At 57.1% G+C, this 17,660-nt stretch carries 17 protein-coding genes, 1 other RNA gene and 1 other annotated feature; of the genes, 4 read left to right on the top strand and 14 right to left on the bottom strand.

Translation table 11 applies throughout. The annotated features are described in order from the left end of the window. Positions 1 to 161: 161 nt before the first annotated feature. Together ydiK and rprA are read left to right on the top strand one after the other, a co-directional pair. Positions 162 to 1,274, top strand: a complete 1,113-nt coding sequence (gene ydiK, locus ABVR31_RS10705) for an AI-2E family transporter YdiK (protein WP_021506235.1) — start codon at positions 162 to 164, stop codon at positions 1,272 to 1,274. A gap of 330 nt (positions 1,275 to 1,604) precedes the next feature. Then, an RNA gene (rprA, locus tag ABVR31_RS10710) (antisense sRNA RprA) lies at positions 1,605 to 1,712 on the top strand. A gap of 140 nt (positions 1,713 to 1,852) precedes the next feature. Here the strand turns inward: rprA and ppsA are convergent. Continuing rightward, a complete protein-coding gene (gene ppsA, locus ABVR31_RS10715; protein ID WP_372772713.1) occupies positions 1,853 to 4,240 on the bottom strand; it encodes a phosphoenolpyruvate synthase in 2,388 nt (795 codons plus the stop codon). Between the two features lie 448 nt (positions 4,241 to 4,688). On the opposite strand from ppsA, the gene ABVR31_RS10720 reads away from it, so the two are divergent. Beyond that, a complete protein-coding gene (locus tag ABVR31_RS10720) occupies positions 4,689 to 5,516 on the top strand; it encodes a pyruvate, water dikinase regulatory protein (RefSeq protein ID WP_021506237.1) in 828 nt (275 codons plus the stop codon). A gap of 150 nt (positions 5,517 to 5,666) precedes the next feature. Beyond that, positions 5,667 to 6,713 (top strand): 3-deoxy-7-phosphoheptulonate synthase, encoded by a 1,047-nt coding sequence (locus ABVR31_RS10725; RefSeq protein WP_336698751.1) that lies wholly within the window; start codon positions 5,667 to 5,669, stop codon positions 6,711 to 6,713. Positions 6,714 to 6,719: 6 nt separating this feature from the next. Here ABVR31_RS10725 and ABVR31_RS10730 read toward each other — a convergent pair whose 3' ends face one another. From ABVR31_RS10730 to infC, 13 genes are all read right to left on the bottom strand, one after another. Next, positions 6,720 to 8,159 (bottom strand): YdiU family protein, encoded by a 1,440-nt coding sequence (locus tag ABVR31_RS10730; RefSeq protein ID WP_166718737.1) that lies wholly within the window; start codon positions 8,157 to 8,159, stop codon positions 6,720 to 6,722. 97 nt (positions 8,160 to 8,256) lie between these two features. Next, entirely contained in the window at positions 8,257 to 9,000 is a 744-nt protein-coding gene (locus ABVR31_RS10735; protein WP_372772716.1) for an EAL domain-containing protein, read from the bottom strand. Between the two features lie 316 nt (positions 9,001 to 9,316). After that, complete coding sequence (locus ABVR31_RS10740) at positions 9,317 to 9,775, bottom strand: NlpC/P60 family protein (RefSeq protein ID WP_021506241.1); 459 nt, start codon at positions 9,773 to 9,775, stop codon at positions 9,317 to 9,319. 64 nt (positions 9,776 to 9,839) lie between these two features. Next, the gene (gene btuD / locus ABVR31_RS10745; RefSeq protein ID WP_372772718.1) at positions 9,840 to 10,586 is read right to left on the bottom strand and encodes a vitamin B12 ABC transporter ATP-binding protein BtuD; all 747 of its coding nucleotides are present in this window, start codon (positions 10,584 to 10,586) and stop codon (positions 9,840 to 9,842) included. After that, a complete protein-coding gene (locus ABVR31_RS10750; RefSeq protein ID WP_021506243.1) occupies positions 10,586 to 11,131 on the bottom strand; it encodes a glutathione peroxidase in 546 nt (181 codons plus the stop codon). The genes btuD and ABVR31_RS10750 overlap by 1 nt, the downstream gene beginning before the upstream one ends. Before the next feature lie 39 nt (positions 11,132 to 11,170). Next, the gene (btuC, locus tag ABVR31_RS10755) at positions 11,171 to 12,154 is read right to left on the bottom strand and encodes a vitamin B12 ABC transporter permease BtuC (RefSeq protein ID WP_021506244.1); all 984 of its coding nucleotides are present in this window, start codon (positions 12,152 to 12,154) and stop codon (positions 11,171 to 11,173) included. A 133-nt stretch (positions 12,155 to 12,287) separates the two neighbouring features. Continuing rightward, positions 12,288 to 12,590 (bottom strand): integration host factor subunit alpha, encoded by a 303-nt coding sequence (gene ihfA / locus ABVR31_RS10760; RefSeq protein ID WP_021506246.1) that lies wholly within the window; start codon positions 12,588 to 12,590, stop codon positions 12,288 to 12,290. A gap of 4 nt (positions 12,591 to 12,594) precedes the next feature. Then, positions 12,595 to 14,982, bottom strand: a complete 2,388-nt coding sequence (gene pheT, locus ABVR31_RS10765; RefSeq protein WP_372772721.1) for a phenylalanine--tRNA ligase subunit beta — start codon at positions 14,980 to 14,982, stop codon at positions 12,595 to 12,597. A gap of 14 nt (positions 14,983 to 14,996) precedes the next feature. Then, positions 14,997 to 15,980, bottom strand: coding sequence for a phenylalanine--tRNA ligase subunit alpha (gene pheS / locus ABVR31_RS10770; protein ID WP_021506248.1), 984 nt, complete (start codon positions 15,978 to 15,980; stop codon positions 14,997 to 14,999). A gap of 71 nt (positions 15,981 to 16,051) precedes the next feature. Next, positions 16,052 to 16,177 (bottom strand) — a sequence feature (Phe leader region). Continuing rightward, entirely contained in the window at positions 16,128 to 16,172 is a 45-nt protein-coding gene (pheM, locus tag ABVR31_RS10775) for a pheST operon leader peptide PheM (RefSeq protein WP_121626058.1), read from the bottom strand. It overlaps the preceding feature by 45 nt. Before the next feature lie 115 nt (positions 16,178 to 16,292). Continuing rightward, complete coding sequence (gene rplT / locus ABVR31_RS10780; RefSeq protein ID WP_010616241.1) at positions 16,293 to 16,649, bottom strand: 50S ribosomal protein L20; 357 nt, start codon at positions 16,647 to 16,649, stop codon at positions 16,293 to 16,295. Positions 16,650 to 16,817: 168 nt separating this feature from the next. Next, entirely contained in the window at positions 16,818 to 17,015 is a 198-nt protein-coding gene (gene rpmI, locus ABVR31_RS10785) for a 50S ribosomal protein L35 (protein ID WP_006118955.1), read from the bottom strand. A gap of 99 nt (positions 17,016 to 17,114) precedes the next feature. Beyond that, positions 17,115 to 17,657, bottom strand: coding sequence for a translation initiation factor IF-3 (gene infC / locus ABVR31_RS10790; protein ID WP_058757673.1), 543 nt, complete (start codon positions 17,655 to 17,657; stop codon positions 17,115 to 17,117). Positions 17,658 to 17,660: the final 3 nt, after the last annotated feature.

The following is a 17,660-nucleotide window of genomic DNA, read 5'->3' on the forward strand; positions in this document are numbered from 1 at the left end:
TTTTCAGCTCTTGGTTGTATCACATTTTTTTGCCGCCCGCTGTTTTTTCAGGAAAACGGCCGCGGCGCGCTGCTTTTTCTGTTTAATTTTCAGGAAATAGATCATCATTGTGAAGGCGCCGCGGAGCGCCCTCCTGAAGGATTACTGAGGTCTGTGTTGTGATGAAAAGCCTGCAACGCGGTGTGGATCTACCGCAAATGTTGTTCTCGCTGATGTTTATTTTGCTGATGATCATTGCCTGTCTGTGGGTGGTGCAGCCGTTCATTCTCGGCTTCGCCTGGGCCAGCATGGTGGTGATTGCCACCTGGCCGCTGATGATTCGTCTGCAGCAACTGCTGTGGGGTCGCCGTTCGCTGGCGGTGATCGCCATGACGATTCTGCTGTTGCTACTGTTTATTATTCCTATCGCGCTGCTGGTCAGCAGCCTGATTGATAACAGCGCGCCGGTCATCGCCTGGGCGACCCAGCGCCATCTGGTGCTGCCGGATCTCGCCTGGCTGCGCGATATTCCCTATGCCGGACGCAAACTCTATTCCAGCTACCATAAACTCATCGACGGCGGCGGCGCGGCGATCATGAGCCAGGTCCAGCCTTATATTGGCCGCACCACCGGCTTCTTTGTCGCCCAGGCCGGACACTTTGGCCGTTTCATGCTGCACCTTGCCCTGATGCTGCTGTTCAGCGTGCTGCTGTACTGGCGCGGTGAGCAGGTTGGTCTCGGCATCCGTCACTTTGCCTACCGCATGGGCGGACGGCGCGGTGACGCCGCCGTGCTGCTGGCCGGTCAGGCGATCCGGGCCGTGGCGCTCGGCGTAGTGGTGACTGCGCTGGTGCAGGGCGTGCTGGGCGGCATCGGCCTGGCGATTTCCGGCATTCCGTATGCCACGCTGCTGACCGTATTAATGATTCTTACCTGCCTGGTGCAGCTTGGACCGTTGATTGTGCTGGTGCCGGCAATTATCTGGCTCTACTGGAGCGGCGACACCACCTGGGGCACGGTGCTGTTAGTGTGGAGCTGCGTGGTCGGCACGCTGGATAACGTGCTGCGTCCGATGCTGATTCGCATGGGCGCCGATTTACCGATGATTCTGATACTTTCCGGCGTCATCGGCGGGCTGATCGCCTTCGGTATGATTGGACTGTTTATCGGTCCGGTCGTGCTGGCGGTCTCTTACCGGCTGGTTTCGGTGTGGATGCATGAAGCGCCGGCGCCGGATGACGATCCGGAAACGGCCATCGAAGCACTGGCCGAACACGAAGAGCCGCAGCCGTAACGCGCTTCCGGCGCATAACCGGGCCCCAGGCCCGGTTTGCTTAACCGCTTTTCCCTCACATCATCCAACGCGATTTGCATTAGTCAGCCGTGGTTAACACTCATTAATCCGTACCACTTAATTTCGCGGCACAATAATTTTTTCCATTAGTGATTTTTAAGAAAAAACGCACTTTTCAGCGTTTAAGCCCGATCGTACCGATAAAATGATTATTTTTCGCACTGATTCCTGTGCCGGATGGGTCATAAAACGTAATGAAAGATTATCAGCTTTAAACTAATAAGAGGATTCTTAAAGACGCCAGCGGCGGCGGTGAATAACATGTTCACTATGTTTTAAATCAAGCCACTGATTTTTAAACAACCTTTTTCCCCTGAGTAAAGTGAAGAATTGCTGTGTGTAGTCTTTGCCCATCCCCTGTGATGGGCTTTTTTTTGCCTGCAATTCAGCGATAAACAGCGCGGTCCGGCGGCGAACGCCGTCAGCGCTGGGTTTATGGCAATCTTAAGTGATGAAAAGTGGAATGGGATATGGGACAGGTGCCCGACGGTTGCCGGGCACCAGGCAGGTATAACAGATTACGCTTTGGCCGCGTCCAGCTCAGCCAGGCTCAACCAGGTTTCCACCACGGTATCCGGATTGAGCGACAGGCTGTCGATGCCCTGCTCCATCAGCCAGGCAGCAAAGTCCTGATGATCTGAAGGCCCCTGGCCGCAGATGCCGACGTATTTGCCCTGCTTCTTCGCTGCCTGAATCGACATCGACAGCAGTGCCTTCACCGCATCGTTACGCTCATCAAACAGCGCCGACACCACGCCGGAGTCGCGATCCAGCCCCAGCGCCAGCTGCGTCATGTCGTTGGAGCCGATAGAGAAGCCGTCAAAGTGCTGCAGGAACTGTTCTGCCAGCAGCGCGTTGGACGGGATCTCGCACATCATGATCACCTTTAGTCCGTTCTCGCCGCGTTTCAGGCCCTGCTTCGCCAGCTCGGCTACCACGGCTTCGGCCTGATCGACGGTGCGTACAAACGGCACCATGATCTCAACGTTGGTCAGCCCCATGTCGTTGCGCACACGCTTCACGGCTTCACACTCCAGCGCAAAGCAGTCGCGGAAGCTGTCCGCCACGTAGCGTCCGGCGCCGCGGAAGCCCAGCATCGGGTTTTCCTCTTCCGGCTCGTAACGCTCGCCGCCGACCAGGTTGGCATACTCGTTGGTTTTGAAATCCGACAACCGCACAATCACCCGCTTCGGCGCGAAGGCCGCACCCAGCGTGGCGATCCCTTCGGTCAGCCGCGCGATGTAGAACTCCACCGGATCGTCAAAGCCTTTCATCATCTGACCAATCTGCGCCTGCAGTTCCGGCGTCTGCTGATCAAACTCCAGCAGGGCTTTCGGGTGCACGCCAATCATGCGGTTGATGATGAACTCCAGACGCGCCAGCCCAACGCCTTCATTTGGCAGGCAGGCAAAGTCAAACGCGCGATCCGGGTTACCGACGTTCATCATAATTTTCAGCGGCAGATCCGGCATGGTATCAACCTGCGAACTGGTAACTTCAAAGTCCAGCAGATCGTTATACACATAGCCGGTATCGCCTTCGGCGCATGACACCGTGACCTTATGACCGTCCTTCAGGTGCTCAGTGGCATCACCACAGCCCACCACCGCCGGAATGCCCAGCTCGCGCGCAATGATTGCCGCGTGACAGGTCCGCCCGCCACGGTTGGTGACGATCGCCGACGCCTTCTTCATGATCGGTTCCCAGTCCGGGTCGGTCATGTCGGTGACCAGCACATCGCCTTTTTCGATGCGGTGCATCTCGCTGATGTCGTGAATCACCTTCACTTCACCCGCACCGATGCGATGGCCGATGGCCCGGCCTTCCACCAGCACGCTGCCTTTGCCCTGCAGGCTGTAGCGTTCCATCACCTGTCCGTTGGAACGCACGGTTTCCGGCCGCGCCTGCACGATGAACAGTTTGCCGGTGTGGCCATCTTTGGCCCACTCAATATCCATCGGACGCTTATAGTGCTGCTCAATCAGCACCGCCTGGCGCGCCAGCGCCTGCACTTCCTCATCGGTCAGGCTAAAGCGGTCTCGCTGTTCCTGTTCCACGTCCTCAATGCGCACCTGTTCGCCGTGCTCCTGCGAATCAGCATACACCATGCGGATCTTCTTCGAGCCCAGGGTACGGCGCACAATCGCCGGGCGATTAGCGGCCAGCGTTGGTTTGTGCACGTAAAACTCATCCGGATTGACCGCGCCCTGCACCACCATTTCGCCAAGACCAAACGCCGAGGTGATGAACACCACCTGGTCGAAGCCAGATTCGGTATCAATGGTGAACATCACGCCGGAGGAGGCGAGATCGGAACGTACCATGCGCTGTACACCGGCCGAGAGCGCCACGCCACGGTGGTCGTAGCCCTGATGCACGCGGTATGAAATGGCGCGATCGTTAAACAGCGAGGCGAATACGTGCTTCACGGCCACCAGCACCGCGTCGAAGCCCTGCACGTTAAGGAACGTTTCCTGCTGGCCGGCAAACGAGGCATCGGGCATATCCTCGGCGGTGGCCGAAGAGCGCACCGCAAAGGAGGCTTCGGCGTCATCAGCAGAAAGTTGTTCATAGGCGCTGCGGATCGCCGCTTCCAGCTCCGGCTGGAAAGGCGTATCCACCACCCATTGACGAATCTGTTTGCCGGCCTGCGCCAGCGCTGCAACATCATCAATATCCGTGTTGTCCAGCAATGCATAAATACGCTGGTTCAGTCCGCTTTGGTCGAGAAACTGATTAAAAGCGTAAGATGTCGTCGCGTAGCCGTTTGGCACGGATACCCCGAGCGACGACAAATTGGTAATCATTTCTCCCAGGGAAGCATTCTTGCCCCCTACCCGATCAACATCATGCATGCCAAGCTGGTTGTACCAGAGCACTAGCGACTGTTGGTCTTGATTGGACATTGAGATTATCCTTTTAAATGATTGGAGCACATGGAACATTTTGCTATTCGCCAAATCAGCCTGGCACAATCAATTAATAAAGACTAAGTGTTGAATCGTTAAAGCAGAAAATCAGCGTTAAAATCGGATTACTCCCCGAAAAGCGCCTTGTTGCGCAACGGAGCTATTTTTTGCCAACCTATTGGCAATGCGATATTTTTCACTTTTTCATGAGGTTAGCCGCGTTTTTTGTTGCGCAACGCTTGCCGTTTTTATTTTGCGCCCGCGCGGGCAAAAGCGAGAAATTAGCGCTGAATAAGCTGGCATTTCATCTATGATGGGTAATCAGCGCAGCGTAAAAATAGATTATTCGCCGGCCAGATATGGATATTTCATTTTACCCTTAGTGAAAATGAAATATTTTAGGTGATAATGTTACGCAAAAGTAAACAAAAGCATGAGGTCAACCATGAGCACTGAACGCAGCGTATTCTATATCTCTGACGGCACAGCCATCACCGCGGAAGTGCTGGGCCACGCGGTGCTGTCGCAGTTTCCGGTGAATACCAACAGCGTGACGCTGCCGTTCGTGGAGAATGTGCAGCGCGCCCAGGCGGTGAAAGCCCAGATCAATGCGCTCTACCAGCAGAGCGGCGTGCGTCCGCTGGTGTTTTTCTCGATTGTCACACCAGAGGTGCGCGACATCATTCTGGAGAGCGAAGGCTTCTGCCAGGACATCGTGCAGGCGCTGGTGGCACCGCTGCAGAGCGAACTGGGCGTGGCCTCGATGCCGGTGGCGCACCGTACCCACGGCCTGACCGCCAGTAACTTAGGCAAATACGATGCCCGCATCGCCGCGATTGATTACACCCTGGCGCACGATGACGGTATTTCGCTGCGTGGGCTGGAAGATGCGCAGGTGATTCTGCTGGGGGTATCGCGCTGCGGCAAAACCCCGACCAGCCTGTATCTGGCGATGCAGTTTGGCGTCCGCGCGGCTAACTATCCGTTCATCGCTGATGACATGGATAATCTGAAGCTGCCGCCTGCGCTGCGCGCCCATCAGCACAAGCTGTTTGGCCTGACCATCGATCCGGAACGGCTGGCGGCGATTCGTCAGGAGCGCGCTGAAAATACCCGTTATGCGTCGATGCGTCAGTGCCGGCTGGAGGTCGGTGAAGTGGAAGCGCTATTCCGCACCCATCAGATTCGCTATCTCAACAGCACCAATTACTCTGTCGAAGAGATCGCCACCAAAATCCTCGACATCATGGGCCTGCGCCGCAGCATGTACTGACCTTACCTGCCAGGTTGTAAAGCCTGGCTGCCGTCAGTAATGAATAGCCTTTTGATTTAGCTGGTTGAATTCACGGGCTAATGGTTTATTGTGATCATCATCACTTCCCGGTATTTCACCGCTGCGAAGAACAGATTTTTGAGAATCCCAATGAACAAAACTGATGAACTGCGCACCGCGCGCATCGGCACGCTGCTGACGCCGGCCGCGCTGGCGCAACAACACCCCATTTCGGCGGCGATTGCCGCTAACGTTACCGCCGCGCGTCAGCGCATCGCGCGCATCCTGACCGGTGAAGATCCACGCCTGCTGGTGATTATCGGCCCCTGCTCGCTGCACGACCCAAAGGCCGCGCTGGAGTACGCAGAGCGTCTCAATCTGCTGCGTGAACAGCACAAGGACCGGCTGGAAATTGTGATGCGTGCCTACTTTGAGAAGCCGCGCACCGTAGTCGGCTGGAAAGGTCTGATTTCCGATCCGGATCTCGATGGCAGCTTCGACGTCAACCGCGGCATCGCTATCGCGCGCCAGCTGCTGCTGGATATCAACGCCATCGGCATGCCAACCGCCACGGAATTCCTCGATATGGTGATCGGCCAGTTTATTGCCGACCTGATCAGCTGGGGCGCGATTGGCGCGCGCACCACCGAGAGCCAGATTCACCGTGAAATGGCCTCGGCGCTCTCCTGCCCGGTGGGCTTCAAGAATGGCACCGACGGCAACGTGCAGATCGCGGTTGATGCGATTCGCGCTGCGCGCGTCAGCCATATGTTCCTGTCACCCGACAAAACCGGACAGATGACGATTTATCAGACCAGCGGCAACCCGCACGGTCACGTGATCCTGCGCGGCGGGCGTCAGCCGAACTATCACGCTGAAGATGTCGCCGCTGCGGCCGCCAACCTGCGCGACTTCAACCTGCCGGAACAGCTGGTGATCGACTTCAGCCACGGCAACTGCCTGAAGCAGCATCGCCGCCAGCGCGATGTGGCGCAGGACGTGGCGGCGCAGATCCAGGCCGGTTCACGGGCAGTGGCGGGGGTAATGATTGAGAGTTTCCTGCAGGAGGGGAATCAGAAAGTGGTGAGCGGCCAGCCGCTGACCTACGGCCAGTCGATTACCGATCCGTGCCTCGGCTGGGATGACAGCGCGGAGGTGCTGGCGCTGCTGGCGGCTGCCGTGGACAGCCGCTTCTGATGCCTGCTAGCTGGAGCAGCTTACCTCCAGCGTTTTTCCCCACTCCGGCGGCCGCTGGCGCAGTTCCGGACTGATGGCCGCCTCGTTAAACGGCTGCTGCAGCGCCAGATGTAATCTGGCCAGCGCCGCCGTTTCCCCCTGCTCAACCTCATCGATCACCTGCTGGGCCAGATAGTTGCGCAACACCAGCGCCGGGTTAGCCGCTTTCATGACTGCCTGACGCTGCGCATCGCTGACGCCATCCTGCAGCAGGCGCTGGCGATAGCCGTGATACCAGCGGTCAAAGGCATCACGGTCGATAAACTCATCGCGCAGCGGTGAACGCGTCTCTGCCTGCTGCGTCTCGCTCAGCAGGCGGAACGTCAGGGTGTAATCGCTGTGCTCTGCCGTCATCAGCGCCAGCAGGTCAGTGAGAATGGCGTTATCCCCTGCATCGGCGGTCAGCAACCCGAGCTTCGCGCGCATTTTCTCGCCCCACACCCGCATCAGCTCGTTCTCGTAATGGCTGAGCGCCTGTTTCAACTGCTCAGTGCTCAGCAAACCGGACAGCGCATGCGCCAGGCGGTTGAGATTCCACAAGCCGATCATCGGCTGGTTGCTGAAGGCGTAGCGCCCCTGATAATCGCTGTGATTACAGATGAAATCCGCATCGTAGTCATCAAGGAAACCGTAAGGCCCGTAATCGAGCGTCAGGCCGAGGATCGACATATTATCGGTGTTCATCACGCCATGCGCGAAGCCGACGCTCTGCCACTGGGCAATCAGGCTGGCGGTGCGTTTGACGATATCGGTAAACCACAACAGGTAGCGATCGGCCTCCTGCTCCAGCTGCGGCCAGTGATGATGAATCGCGTAGTCCGCCAGCTGGCGCACTTTCTCCGGCTCGCCGCCGTAATAGAAATGCTCGAAGTGACCAAAGCGCAGATGGCTGTCGGCGATGCGCATCAGCATCGCGCCGCGCTCGCGGGTTTCACGCTGGACCGGTTCGTCGCCAATGGCCAGCGCCAGCGCGCGCGTGGTCGGGATGCCAAGATGGTGCAGTGCTTCCGAGGCGAGAAACTCGCGCACGCTGGAGCGGATCACCGCGCGGCCATCACCCATGCGTGAATAGGGGGTCAGGCCCGCGCCTTTCAGATGCCAGTCAAGTTTGCGGCCGTCGGCCAGTTGCTGTTCGCCCAGCAGCAGACCGCGTCCGTCGCCCAATTGACCGGCCCACACGCCAAACTGGTGCCCGCTGTAGACCTGCGCCAGCGGCGACATGCCGGGAAGCAACGCTGCGCCATACCACACGCCGTGGCCTTTGCCAGCAAACAGCGCAGCATCCAGGCCCATCTCCTGCGCCAGCGCGGCATTGTGATAACACAGCCGCCCGCCGGCAAGCGGCGTTGGGTCCAGCGCGGTGTAGAATCCCGGCAACGTCTGCTGCCAGCTATTAATAAATTGCATCGACACTCCGGAAGGTGCGCAACGGTGCGCCACCCGCATTGCGTTTAAAGATAAAGCGTAGTCTACCGTCGGGGTGACGGAGAAGACAGATGAAAGGTTACTGCTGTGAAAGCGTGGTGAGCGTGACGTGCGGATAGATGAGATCGCTTAACCGCTCCGCTTTAACCACCGGGAACAGACTGCCCTGCAGCTGCGCGCCGCTCAGGGAACTGACTTTCTCCAGCAGGGCATTATCGTCAACGCCACAAATAATTATTTGCGGGGCGTAAGCGGAAAAATTATCGATAACAGTCTGAATAAATGGCGTAAATGAGGCACGTTTCGCCAGCGCATGAATAAACGCTTTGTCCATTTTTAACACGCTAAACAGATTTTCGTATACTGCCGTAGCCGGTGCTTTTCCTGCCCCAAATTGAGAAAGCGATAAGCGAAATTCCTGTTGCAGGCGTGCTAACAGCGGCTGCTTTTTACCAGCCGATAATTGCGGAAACGTTTCACTGATATCCAAAACAATAAAGGGATGTTGTTTAAATTTCCTTAAGAGAAACTCACTGGCCAATAGCGTTGTGGCCATAGATTCATCAATACGAACCAGCGCGATAATTTGATGTAACTCAAAAAAGTCACGGTACTTTTCCAGCAGCACTAACTGGCTCTGCAGCAAACGTAATTGCTGGGCATCGTCAAGCTGCGGCAACAGCAAGTCCTGCGGCAGCGTAATCGGCGCACTGTCGTGAACAAACTGGGTGACCAGCTCAACCGCAGTCAGCTGGCCCGCCAGAGAATAGGCAGGATAAAACCAGGTTTCCGACTGATAGTCGGCAGATAAATGGACTTTCATTTTTTACAGCCAGATGCAGTGGCAATTGGCGCATCGTATATCAATGAAAACGGTCAGGCAATAGGACCAAACGTTAGAAGAGACGCCGTTTTCTGTCTAATTACCGACTTTTCTGCATCAAATAATACTTAAGCCAAATGATCCAGGTTAATGTCCATACTGATTAAATTCACTGACGTCTATTTTTAGTCGCAAACCCGATTGCGGTAAAGTGCCATTTTAAATGAGAGTTATATCTGGCAGAAAAAAACAAATAAATCGGATCAAAACCCACCTGATTATTACGCCTTTTTTTAACACTAATGGGTTAAGTGGATTAGATGCGACGCGCCTGCCAGAATACTTTGCGCCAGTAAACATTATCCAGCGAGGAGCGGATCACGCCCTGGCTGGTGGAGGCGTGAATGAAGGTGTTGTCGGTGTCATAGATGCCCACGTGCAGGCCATTTTCGCCGCTGCCGGTTTTGAAAAATACCAGGTCGCCGGGCAGCAGATCGCTTTTATCGATGCGCGTGCCGATATCAGTCTGATCAATCGTTGAGCGCGGCAGCTGCAGGTCAAATCGGTCACGAAAGGTCAGGTAGACAAAGCCAGAGCAATCCACGCCACCACGGCTTAATCCGCCATAGCGATAAGGTGTACCGCGCCAGCGGCTGAGCTGATCGTTAAGTTGCGCAATCACGGTAATGGAGTCAGACAGACGGCCATTGGGCGGCGGCGCATGATGGCTACAGCCCGCCAGCAGCAACACGAGGAGAAACAGGGTCAGCCGCATCAGAATAGTCCTTAAAAACGTCGTCCGGCTGACACTGTAGCGACAAAGCGGCGCGGCGCGCAAGTCAGGGAAGATAAAGCAGCGGCCCCTGTGGCGTCTCCAGCTGCACGAATTCGGCCTGATAAAGCGGTGCCAGTCGCTCGGCGGTCAGCACCTCGCGCGCCCCGCCCTGACTGACTACACGACCCTGATGCATCAGCCAGACGCGATCGGCATGGCGCAGACTGTGATTGAGATCGTGTCCGCTGGCGACAATGGCGATGCCGGCCTCGCTGAGCTGCAATAGCAGCTTATCCACCGCGCGTTGCTGTGCGATGTCGAGCGCGGTGAGCGGCTCATCCAGAATCAGTAACGCACCGCGCGGATTAATTGCCGGATGGATCTGCAGCACCACCGCCGCCAGGCGCACCCGCTGCCACTCACCGCCGGAGAGCTGCGCCAGCGGACGCGTCAGCTTATCCTGCAAGCCAAGCTGCTGCAGCAGGTCAGTGAGCGTCGCCTGCGCGTTGATGCCGCCCGGCGGGCTGTGCAGCCGCAGATAGTGCCACACCGGCAGCGCCGCAGGCGCCGGCTGCTGCTGCGGGAGCCAGGCGCGCTGCTGTGCCAGTGCGGCACCCGACCAGCTTTGCAGCGGCTGGCCGGCCAGCGTCAGCTGCCCTTCGGCGTCGAGCAGGCCAGCGAGCGCAGTCAGCAGCGTGCTCTTGCCGGCGCCGTTAGGGCCGACCACGTGCACGCGCTCACCGCGGCAGAGCGTCAGTTCCCCCGCGCTCAGCCGTCCGGGCACGCGCAGGCCGTGGCACTGCAGCAGCATTACGCCGCCAGCGCCTGCTCAATGCGCTTCAGAATGATCGGATCGTCCGGCGTCATGTCCGGCGAGAAGCGCGCGATCACCTCACCCTGTTTGTTGATGAGGAATTTTTCGAAATTCCACAGGATATCGCCCGGCGCTTTCGGCGCGCGGCCTTTGCTCTCCATGCGCTCAAGGAAACCGCTGCCTGCCGGGCGTTCGGCTTCCGGCTGCGCGGCGACCAGCTGACGGTACAGCGGATGACGCTGCTCGCCGTTGACGTCCGTTTTATCGAACAGCGGGAAGGTTACGCCGTATGTGGTGCTGCAGAAGGTTTTGATCTCTTCGTTGCTGCCCGGTTCCTGCTCAAGAAACTGATTACAGGGGAAGCCCAGCACGCTGAAATCTTTGTCCTGCCAGGCCTTCTGCAGCGACTCCAGCTGTTCATACTGCGGCGTCAGGCCGCATTTTGATGCTACGTTAACCACCAGCAGCACCTTGCCCTGATACTGTGCCAGCGTGGTTTTTTCACCGTCCAGCGTAACCAGTTCTGTCTGATAAAGGCTCATCGTCGATTCCCGTTGTTGATTGCACTGTGCCAGCCGCAGCTAGCGCGAAGACTTCACTAATAACATGATAAACAGTGGCGCGCCGAGCGTGGCAGTGACCACCCCAATTGGCAGCTCGGCCGAGGTAAGCACCAGCCGTGCCAGAATGTCCGCCGCCAGCAGTACTGCCGCGCCCGCCAGCGCCGCGGCCGGCAGCAGGTAGCGATGATCGCTCAGGCCGCTGAGGCGCAGCAGATGGGGGATAACCAGTCCGACAAATCCAATCGCACCGGCCATCGCCACGCTGACGCCCACCAGCCAGCCCATCGCCAGCACCAGCAGATTGCGCCACAGCAGCAGTGGCAGGCCGAGCTGCCGCGCCGACACCTCCCCCAGCGCCAGCAGATTAAGCGTCCGGGCGCTGGCCAGCAGCGCCAGCGTCACCGGCAGCAACGCCAGCATCATCCAGCCGTAGCGCCAGTCGATACCGCTAAAGCCGCCCATCATCCAGTACATCAGCTGGCGCAGATCGAGGCTGGTGCTAAAGTACACCGCCCACGTCATGATGGCGCTACAGATAATGCCGAGCGCCACGCCGGTCAGCAGCAGACGGCTGGCCGACAGCTGACGATGGGCAAAATGCAGCAGGATTAGCGTGATCAGCAGCGCGCCCGCCATCGCTGCCAGCGCCAGGCTCCACAGTGCGCCGTTACCCAGCAGCACCGCCAGCACCAGGCCAATGCCGGCACCGTTCGATACGCCCAGCAGCCCGGGCTCCGCCAGCGGATTGTTGAACAGCGCCTGCATCACCACGCCGCAGACTGCCAGCGCCGCGCCCACCAGCAGCACCGCCAGAGTGCGCGGCAGGCGCAGCTGCCAGACGAACAGATCGCCGCTGGCAGAAAACCATTGCAGCGGAGAAATCCAGCTGTCGCCCGTGCACAGACTGAGCACCAGCAGCAGTAGCACTGCGGCAGTAAGCGCGCCGAGCCAGCGCCGGCTGCGACGGTCGGCCTGTTGGGCCAGCTGATCCAGCAGAGTCATAAGTAAGATTGGCAGAGAAAACAGAGATTTGATTGTAGAGAGATTACGCTAAAAAGAAAGCCGCGCCTGCAGCGTGCTGCCGGGATTGCGCGCATAAAAAAGGCCGCTGAGCGGCCTTTTTGTCATACTGAAATCAGTCAGCATCCTTGGGTGACGCGTTCTCCACGCGACTTTTCAACTTCTGCCCCGGACGGAATGTCACCACGCGGCGGGCGGTGATTGGAATATCTTCCCCCGTCTTCGGGTTACGGCCCGGACGCTGGTTTTTGTCACGCAGATCAAAATTACCAAATCCGGACAGTTTTACCTGTTCTCCGTTTTCCAACGCGCGGCGAACTTCTTCGAAAAAAAGCTCTACCAACTCTTTGGCATCGCGTTTGCTCAACCCGAGTTTTTCAAACAGGTACTCTGACATTTCAGCTTTTGTAAGCGCCATAGGTTCAATCCCTCAAGGTTGCCTGGAATCGCTCTTTTAATGCTGCAACGCATTTGGCAACGGTCGCAGCAATCTCCTCTTCTTCGAGTGTCCGGCTGGTATCCTGCAAAATCAGGCTAATCGCGAGGCTCTTTTCACCCTCGTTTACGCCCTTACCACGGTACACGTCAAACAAGTTTACGCCAACTACCTGATTTACGCCAACTTTCTTACACTCCGCGATGATATCTGCTGCGGGCACATTTTCAGCCACTACCACAGCGATGTCACGGCGGTTTGCCGGGAAGCGTGAGATCTCGCGCGCGTCAGGCAGGACGCGGTCTGCGACCTTATTCCAAAGCAGTTCAAACACTAAGGTGCGGCCGTTAAGATCCAGCTTACGTTCCAGCTCCGGATGAACCACCCCGATAAATCCGATTCGTTCGCCGGCTAAATAAATGCCTGCACTCTGTCCCGGATGCAGCGCCGGATTGGCTTCTGCACGGAACGAAATCGCGTCGAGTTTACCGGTCAAATCCAGCAGCGACTCTAAATCGCCTTTCAAATCATAGAAGTCAACCGTCTGGCGCGCCAGATCCCAGTGCTCTTCGTAGCGGTTACCGCTCAGCACGCCCGCCAGCATAAGATCCTGACGGATGCCGAGATCGGCCTGCGTATCAGGCACAAAGCGTAAACCGCTCTCAAACAGGCGCACGCGGCTCTGCTGACGGTTCTGGTTATACACCACGGCGCCGAGCAGACCGGTCCACAGCGACAGGCGCATCGCCGACATATCGCTGGAAATCGGGCTGGGCAGAATCAGCGCTTCTTCGCCCGGATGCAGCAGCTGCTGCACTTTCGGATCGACAAAGCTGTAGGTAATCGCTTCCTGGTAGCCTTTATCCACCAGCAGGTTTTTGGCACGCTTCAGCGACAGATCGGCTTCACGGTGCTGGGTCATCAGCAGGCTGGCTTTCACCGGCACATCCGGAATATTGTTGTAGCCGTATACGCGCGCCACTTCTTCGACCAGGTCTTCTTCGATGGCCATATCGAAGCGCCAGCTCGGGGCGACGGCCTGCCATTCGCCGTTGCCGACGGTGACGTCACAGCCGAGACGGGTCAGGATATCGGTCACCTGCTCATCCGCAATGACGTGGCCAATCAGGCGGTCCAGCTTCTCACGGCGCAGCGTAATGGTAGCGCGCGCCGGCAGTTTGCTGGCATCGGTCTGATCGATAACCGGTCCGGCTTCGCCGCCGCAAATCGCCAGCAGCAGCTGAGTGGCGCGCTCCAGCGCCCTATGCTGCAGCGCTGGATCGACACCGCGCTCGTAGCGGTGGGAAGCATCGGTATGCAGACCATGACGACGCGCACGACCGGTGATCGCCAGCGGATCGAAGAACGCGCACTCAAACAGCACGTTCTGCGTCGCTTCGTTGACGCCGGAGTGCTCACCGCCGAAGATGCCACCCATCGCCAGCGCTTTGTGGTGATCAGCAATCACCAGCGTATCGCTGTGGAGGGTCGCTTCGCTGCCGTCGAGCAGCGTCAGGGTTTCCCCCTCTTTCGCCAGGCGCACCACGATACCGCCGTCAATGCGGTCGAGATCGAAGGCGTGCATCGGCTGGCCGAGCTCCAGCAGCACGTAGTTAGTGATATCCACCACCGGATCGATCGAGCGGATACCGCAGCGGCGCAGTTTTTCGCGCATCCACAGCGGCGTTTCAGCTTTCACGTTTACGCCTTTTACCACCCGGCCCAGGTAGCGCGGGCAGGCATCGGTGGCGTCAACGCGAATCGGGAAGGTGTCGTTAATGGTGGCTTTAACCGGCTCGATGACCGGCGCCTGCAGCGGCAGGCCATTAATCACCGCCGCGTCACGCGCGATACCGATGATGCCCAGACAGTCGGCACGGTTCGGCGTCACGCTGATTTCGATGGTGTTGTCATCCAGTTGCAGGTACTGGCGAATATCGGTGCCCACCGGCGCATCGGCTGGCAGCTCGATAATCCCGTTGTGATCGTCAGAAATCCCCAGCTCGGAGAACGAGCACAGCATGCCTTCTGACGGCTCACCGCGCAGTTTTGCCGCTTTGATTTTGAAATCGCCTGGCAGCACGGCACCAACAGTCGCCACCGCCACTTTCAGCCCCTGACGGCAGTTTGGTGCGCCGCAGACGATATCCAGCAGGCGGTCGCCACCCACGTTGATTTTGGTGACGCGCAGTTTGTCGGCGTTCGGGTGCTGGCCGCACTCCACCACTTCACCCACCACGACGCCATGAAACGCCCCTGCCACCGGGTCGACGCCGTCGACTTCCAGACCGGCCATGGTGATTTGCTCAGACAGCGCGGCGCTGTCCAGGGCTGGATTTACCCATTCGCGTAACCAGAGTTCACTGAATTTCATTGGATAACCTGCCCTTATTTAAATTGTTTGAGGAAACGTAAATCGTTTTCGAAGAAGGCGCGCAGATCGGTCACACCGTAGCGCAGCATGGTCAGACGCTCCATGCCCATACCGAAGGCGAAGCCGGAGTAGATTTCCGGGTCGATGCCCACGTTGCGCAGTACGTTTGGATGCACCATGCCGCAGCCCAGCACTTCCAGCCATTTACCGTTTTTACCCATCACGTCCACTTCCGCTGACGGTTCGGTGAACGGGAAATAGGACGGGCGGAAGCGAATCTGCAGGTTCTCTTCGAAGAAGTTGTTCAGGAAGTCATGCAGCGTGCCTTTCAGATTGGTGAAGCTGATGTCTTTATCGACAATCAGACCTTCCATCTGATGGAACATCGGGGTGTGCGTCTGATCGTAATCGTTACGGTATACGCGGCCCGGCGCGATGATACGAATCGGCGGCTGCTGATTTTTCATGGTGCGGATCTGCACGCCGGAAGTCTGGGTGCGCAGCAGGCGCGTGGCATCGAACCAGAAGGTGTCGTGATCGGCGCGCGCCGGGTGATGCCCCGGAATATTCAGCGCATCAAAGTTGTGATAATCGTCTTCAATTTCCGGACCGGTCGCCACCGCGAAACCCAACTCGCCGAAAAAGGTTTCGATACGATCGATGGTGCGGGTCACCGGATGCAGACCGCCGTTCTCGATACGGCGTCCCGGCAGCGACACGTCGATAGTCTCAGCCGCCAGGCGGGCATTCAGCGCCGCGCTTTCCAGCGTATCTTTACGCGCGTTGAGACGGTCCTGTACCTGCTGTTTGGCGTCGTTGATGACCGCACCGGCCGCCGGGCGCTCTTCCGCCGGCAGTTCACGCAGGGTGGTCATTTGCAGCGTCAGGTGCCCTTTTTTACCCAGAAATTCGACGCGCACGGCGTCCAGGGCGGCGATATCCGACGCCTCGTCGATGGCGGCCGTGGCACGGGCCACCAGGTCTGCGAGTTGGGACATGATTTCCTCTTCTTCCAGCCGGGCTGGTCAGTTCTCGTTGGGATCGTGCGATCCGATTAAGTGTCGCCGGAAACAAAAAAGCCTCCACGAGGGAGGCTTTCAGCGCGATTTTTCGTTTCTTTTCTTATGCGCAAAAGCCCCTGACGATCAGGCGCTAAAGTAAAAAAAGAAACGGAAAATAGCAGCGTGCATGCTTGCGTTACCTTGTCTTGATAGAAACCGCACTATTGAAATGCCCTGCGGCTAAAATGTCAATCATTTGCGTGGGTTGCAGGCAATAAAAAAGGGAGCAAGCTCCCTTTTTTACCTGACTTACGCCAGAGCTGATTTTGCTTTTTCAACCAGTGCAGTGAATGCCACTTTGTCGAATACAGCGATGTCAGCGAGGATTTTACGGTCGATTTCAATGGACGCTTTTTTCAGGCCATTGATGAAACGGCTGTAAGAGATACCGTTCTGACGCGCCGCAGCGTTGATACGTGCGATCCACAGCTGACGGAACTGACGCTTACGCTGACGACGGTCGCGGTAAGCATACTGACCAGCTTTGATAACAGCCTGGAAGGCAACGCGGTAAACACGTGAACGTGCACCATAGTAGCCTTTAGCTTGTTTTAAGATTTTCTTGTGACGTGCGCGAGCAATTACACCACGTTTTACGCGAGCCATGTGAGCTCTCCTATATCATATTCTGTGATTTCCCCATCATCTCTCGTGCCGCAGTGGCGTTGGCTGCCTTCATTCATCCCAGTCACTTACTGATGTAAGCTCCAGGATTCATTCCGTTGCCGCCTGACTGCAACCCGAAATCTATCGGGGAATTAAAAAAGGGTTAACTTATGCGTAGGGCAGGCAGGCAACAACCAGACCCAGATCGCCTTTAGACACCATGCCTTTTGGACGCAGGTGACGTTTACGCTTAGTAGACTTTTTAGTCAGAATATGACGCAGGTTTGCGTGCTTACGCTTGAAGCCGCCAGAAGCGGTCTTCTTGAAGCGCTTTGCGGCGCCACGTACAGTTTTAATCTTTGGCATTTTTACAAATATCCACTTCGCATTGTTAATAAAATGAACCAGACAGGCGAATAAAAATCCGCGCAGCGCGAACGCTACGCGGCATTATTACTTGAAAGCCTACTGTTTCTTCTTAGGTGCGAGCACCATAATCATCTGGCGGCCTTCGATCTTCGTCGGGAAGGATTCGACCACTGCCAGTTCATTCAGATCTTCTTTCACGCGGTTAAGCACTTCCATACCGATCTGTTGGTGCGCCATCTCACGACCACGGAAACGCAGCGTGATTTTGGCTTTATCGCCCTCTTCCAGAAAACGAATCAGGCTGCGGAGTTTTACCTGATAGTCGCCTTCATCGGTACCAGGACGGAATTTGATTTCCTTGACCTGGATAACTTTTTGCTTCTTCTTCTGTTCCTTAGAAGATTTGCTCTTTTCATAAAGGAACTTGCCGTAATCCATAATGCGGCAAACCGGCGGTTCGGCGTTCGGGCTAATTTCAACTAAATCTACGCCAGCTTCTTCTGCTTTCTCAATCGCTTCGCGCAGTGAGACAATGCCAAGTTGCTCGCCGTCTACGCCAGTTAAGCGCACTTCGGTGGCACGGATTTCGCCGTTGATACGGTTCGGACGCGTCGGTTGTACTCGTTTTCCGCCTTTAATAAC

It is taken from the genome of Pantoea sp. WEP (assembly GCF_041678305.1).
GTDB classification, from domain to species: Bacteria; Pseudomonadota; Gammaproteobacteria; order Enterobacterales; family Enterobacteriaceae; genus Pantoea; species Pantoea dispersa.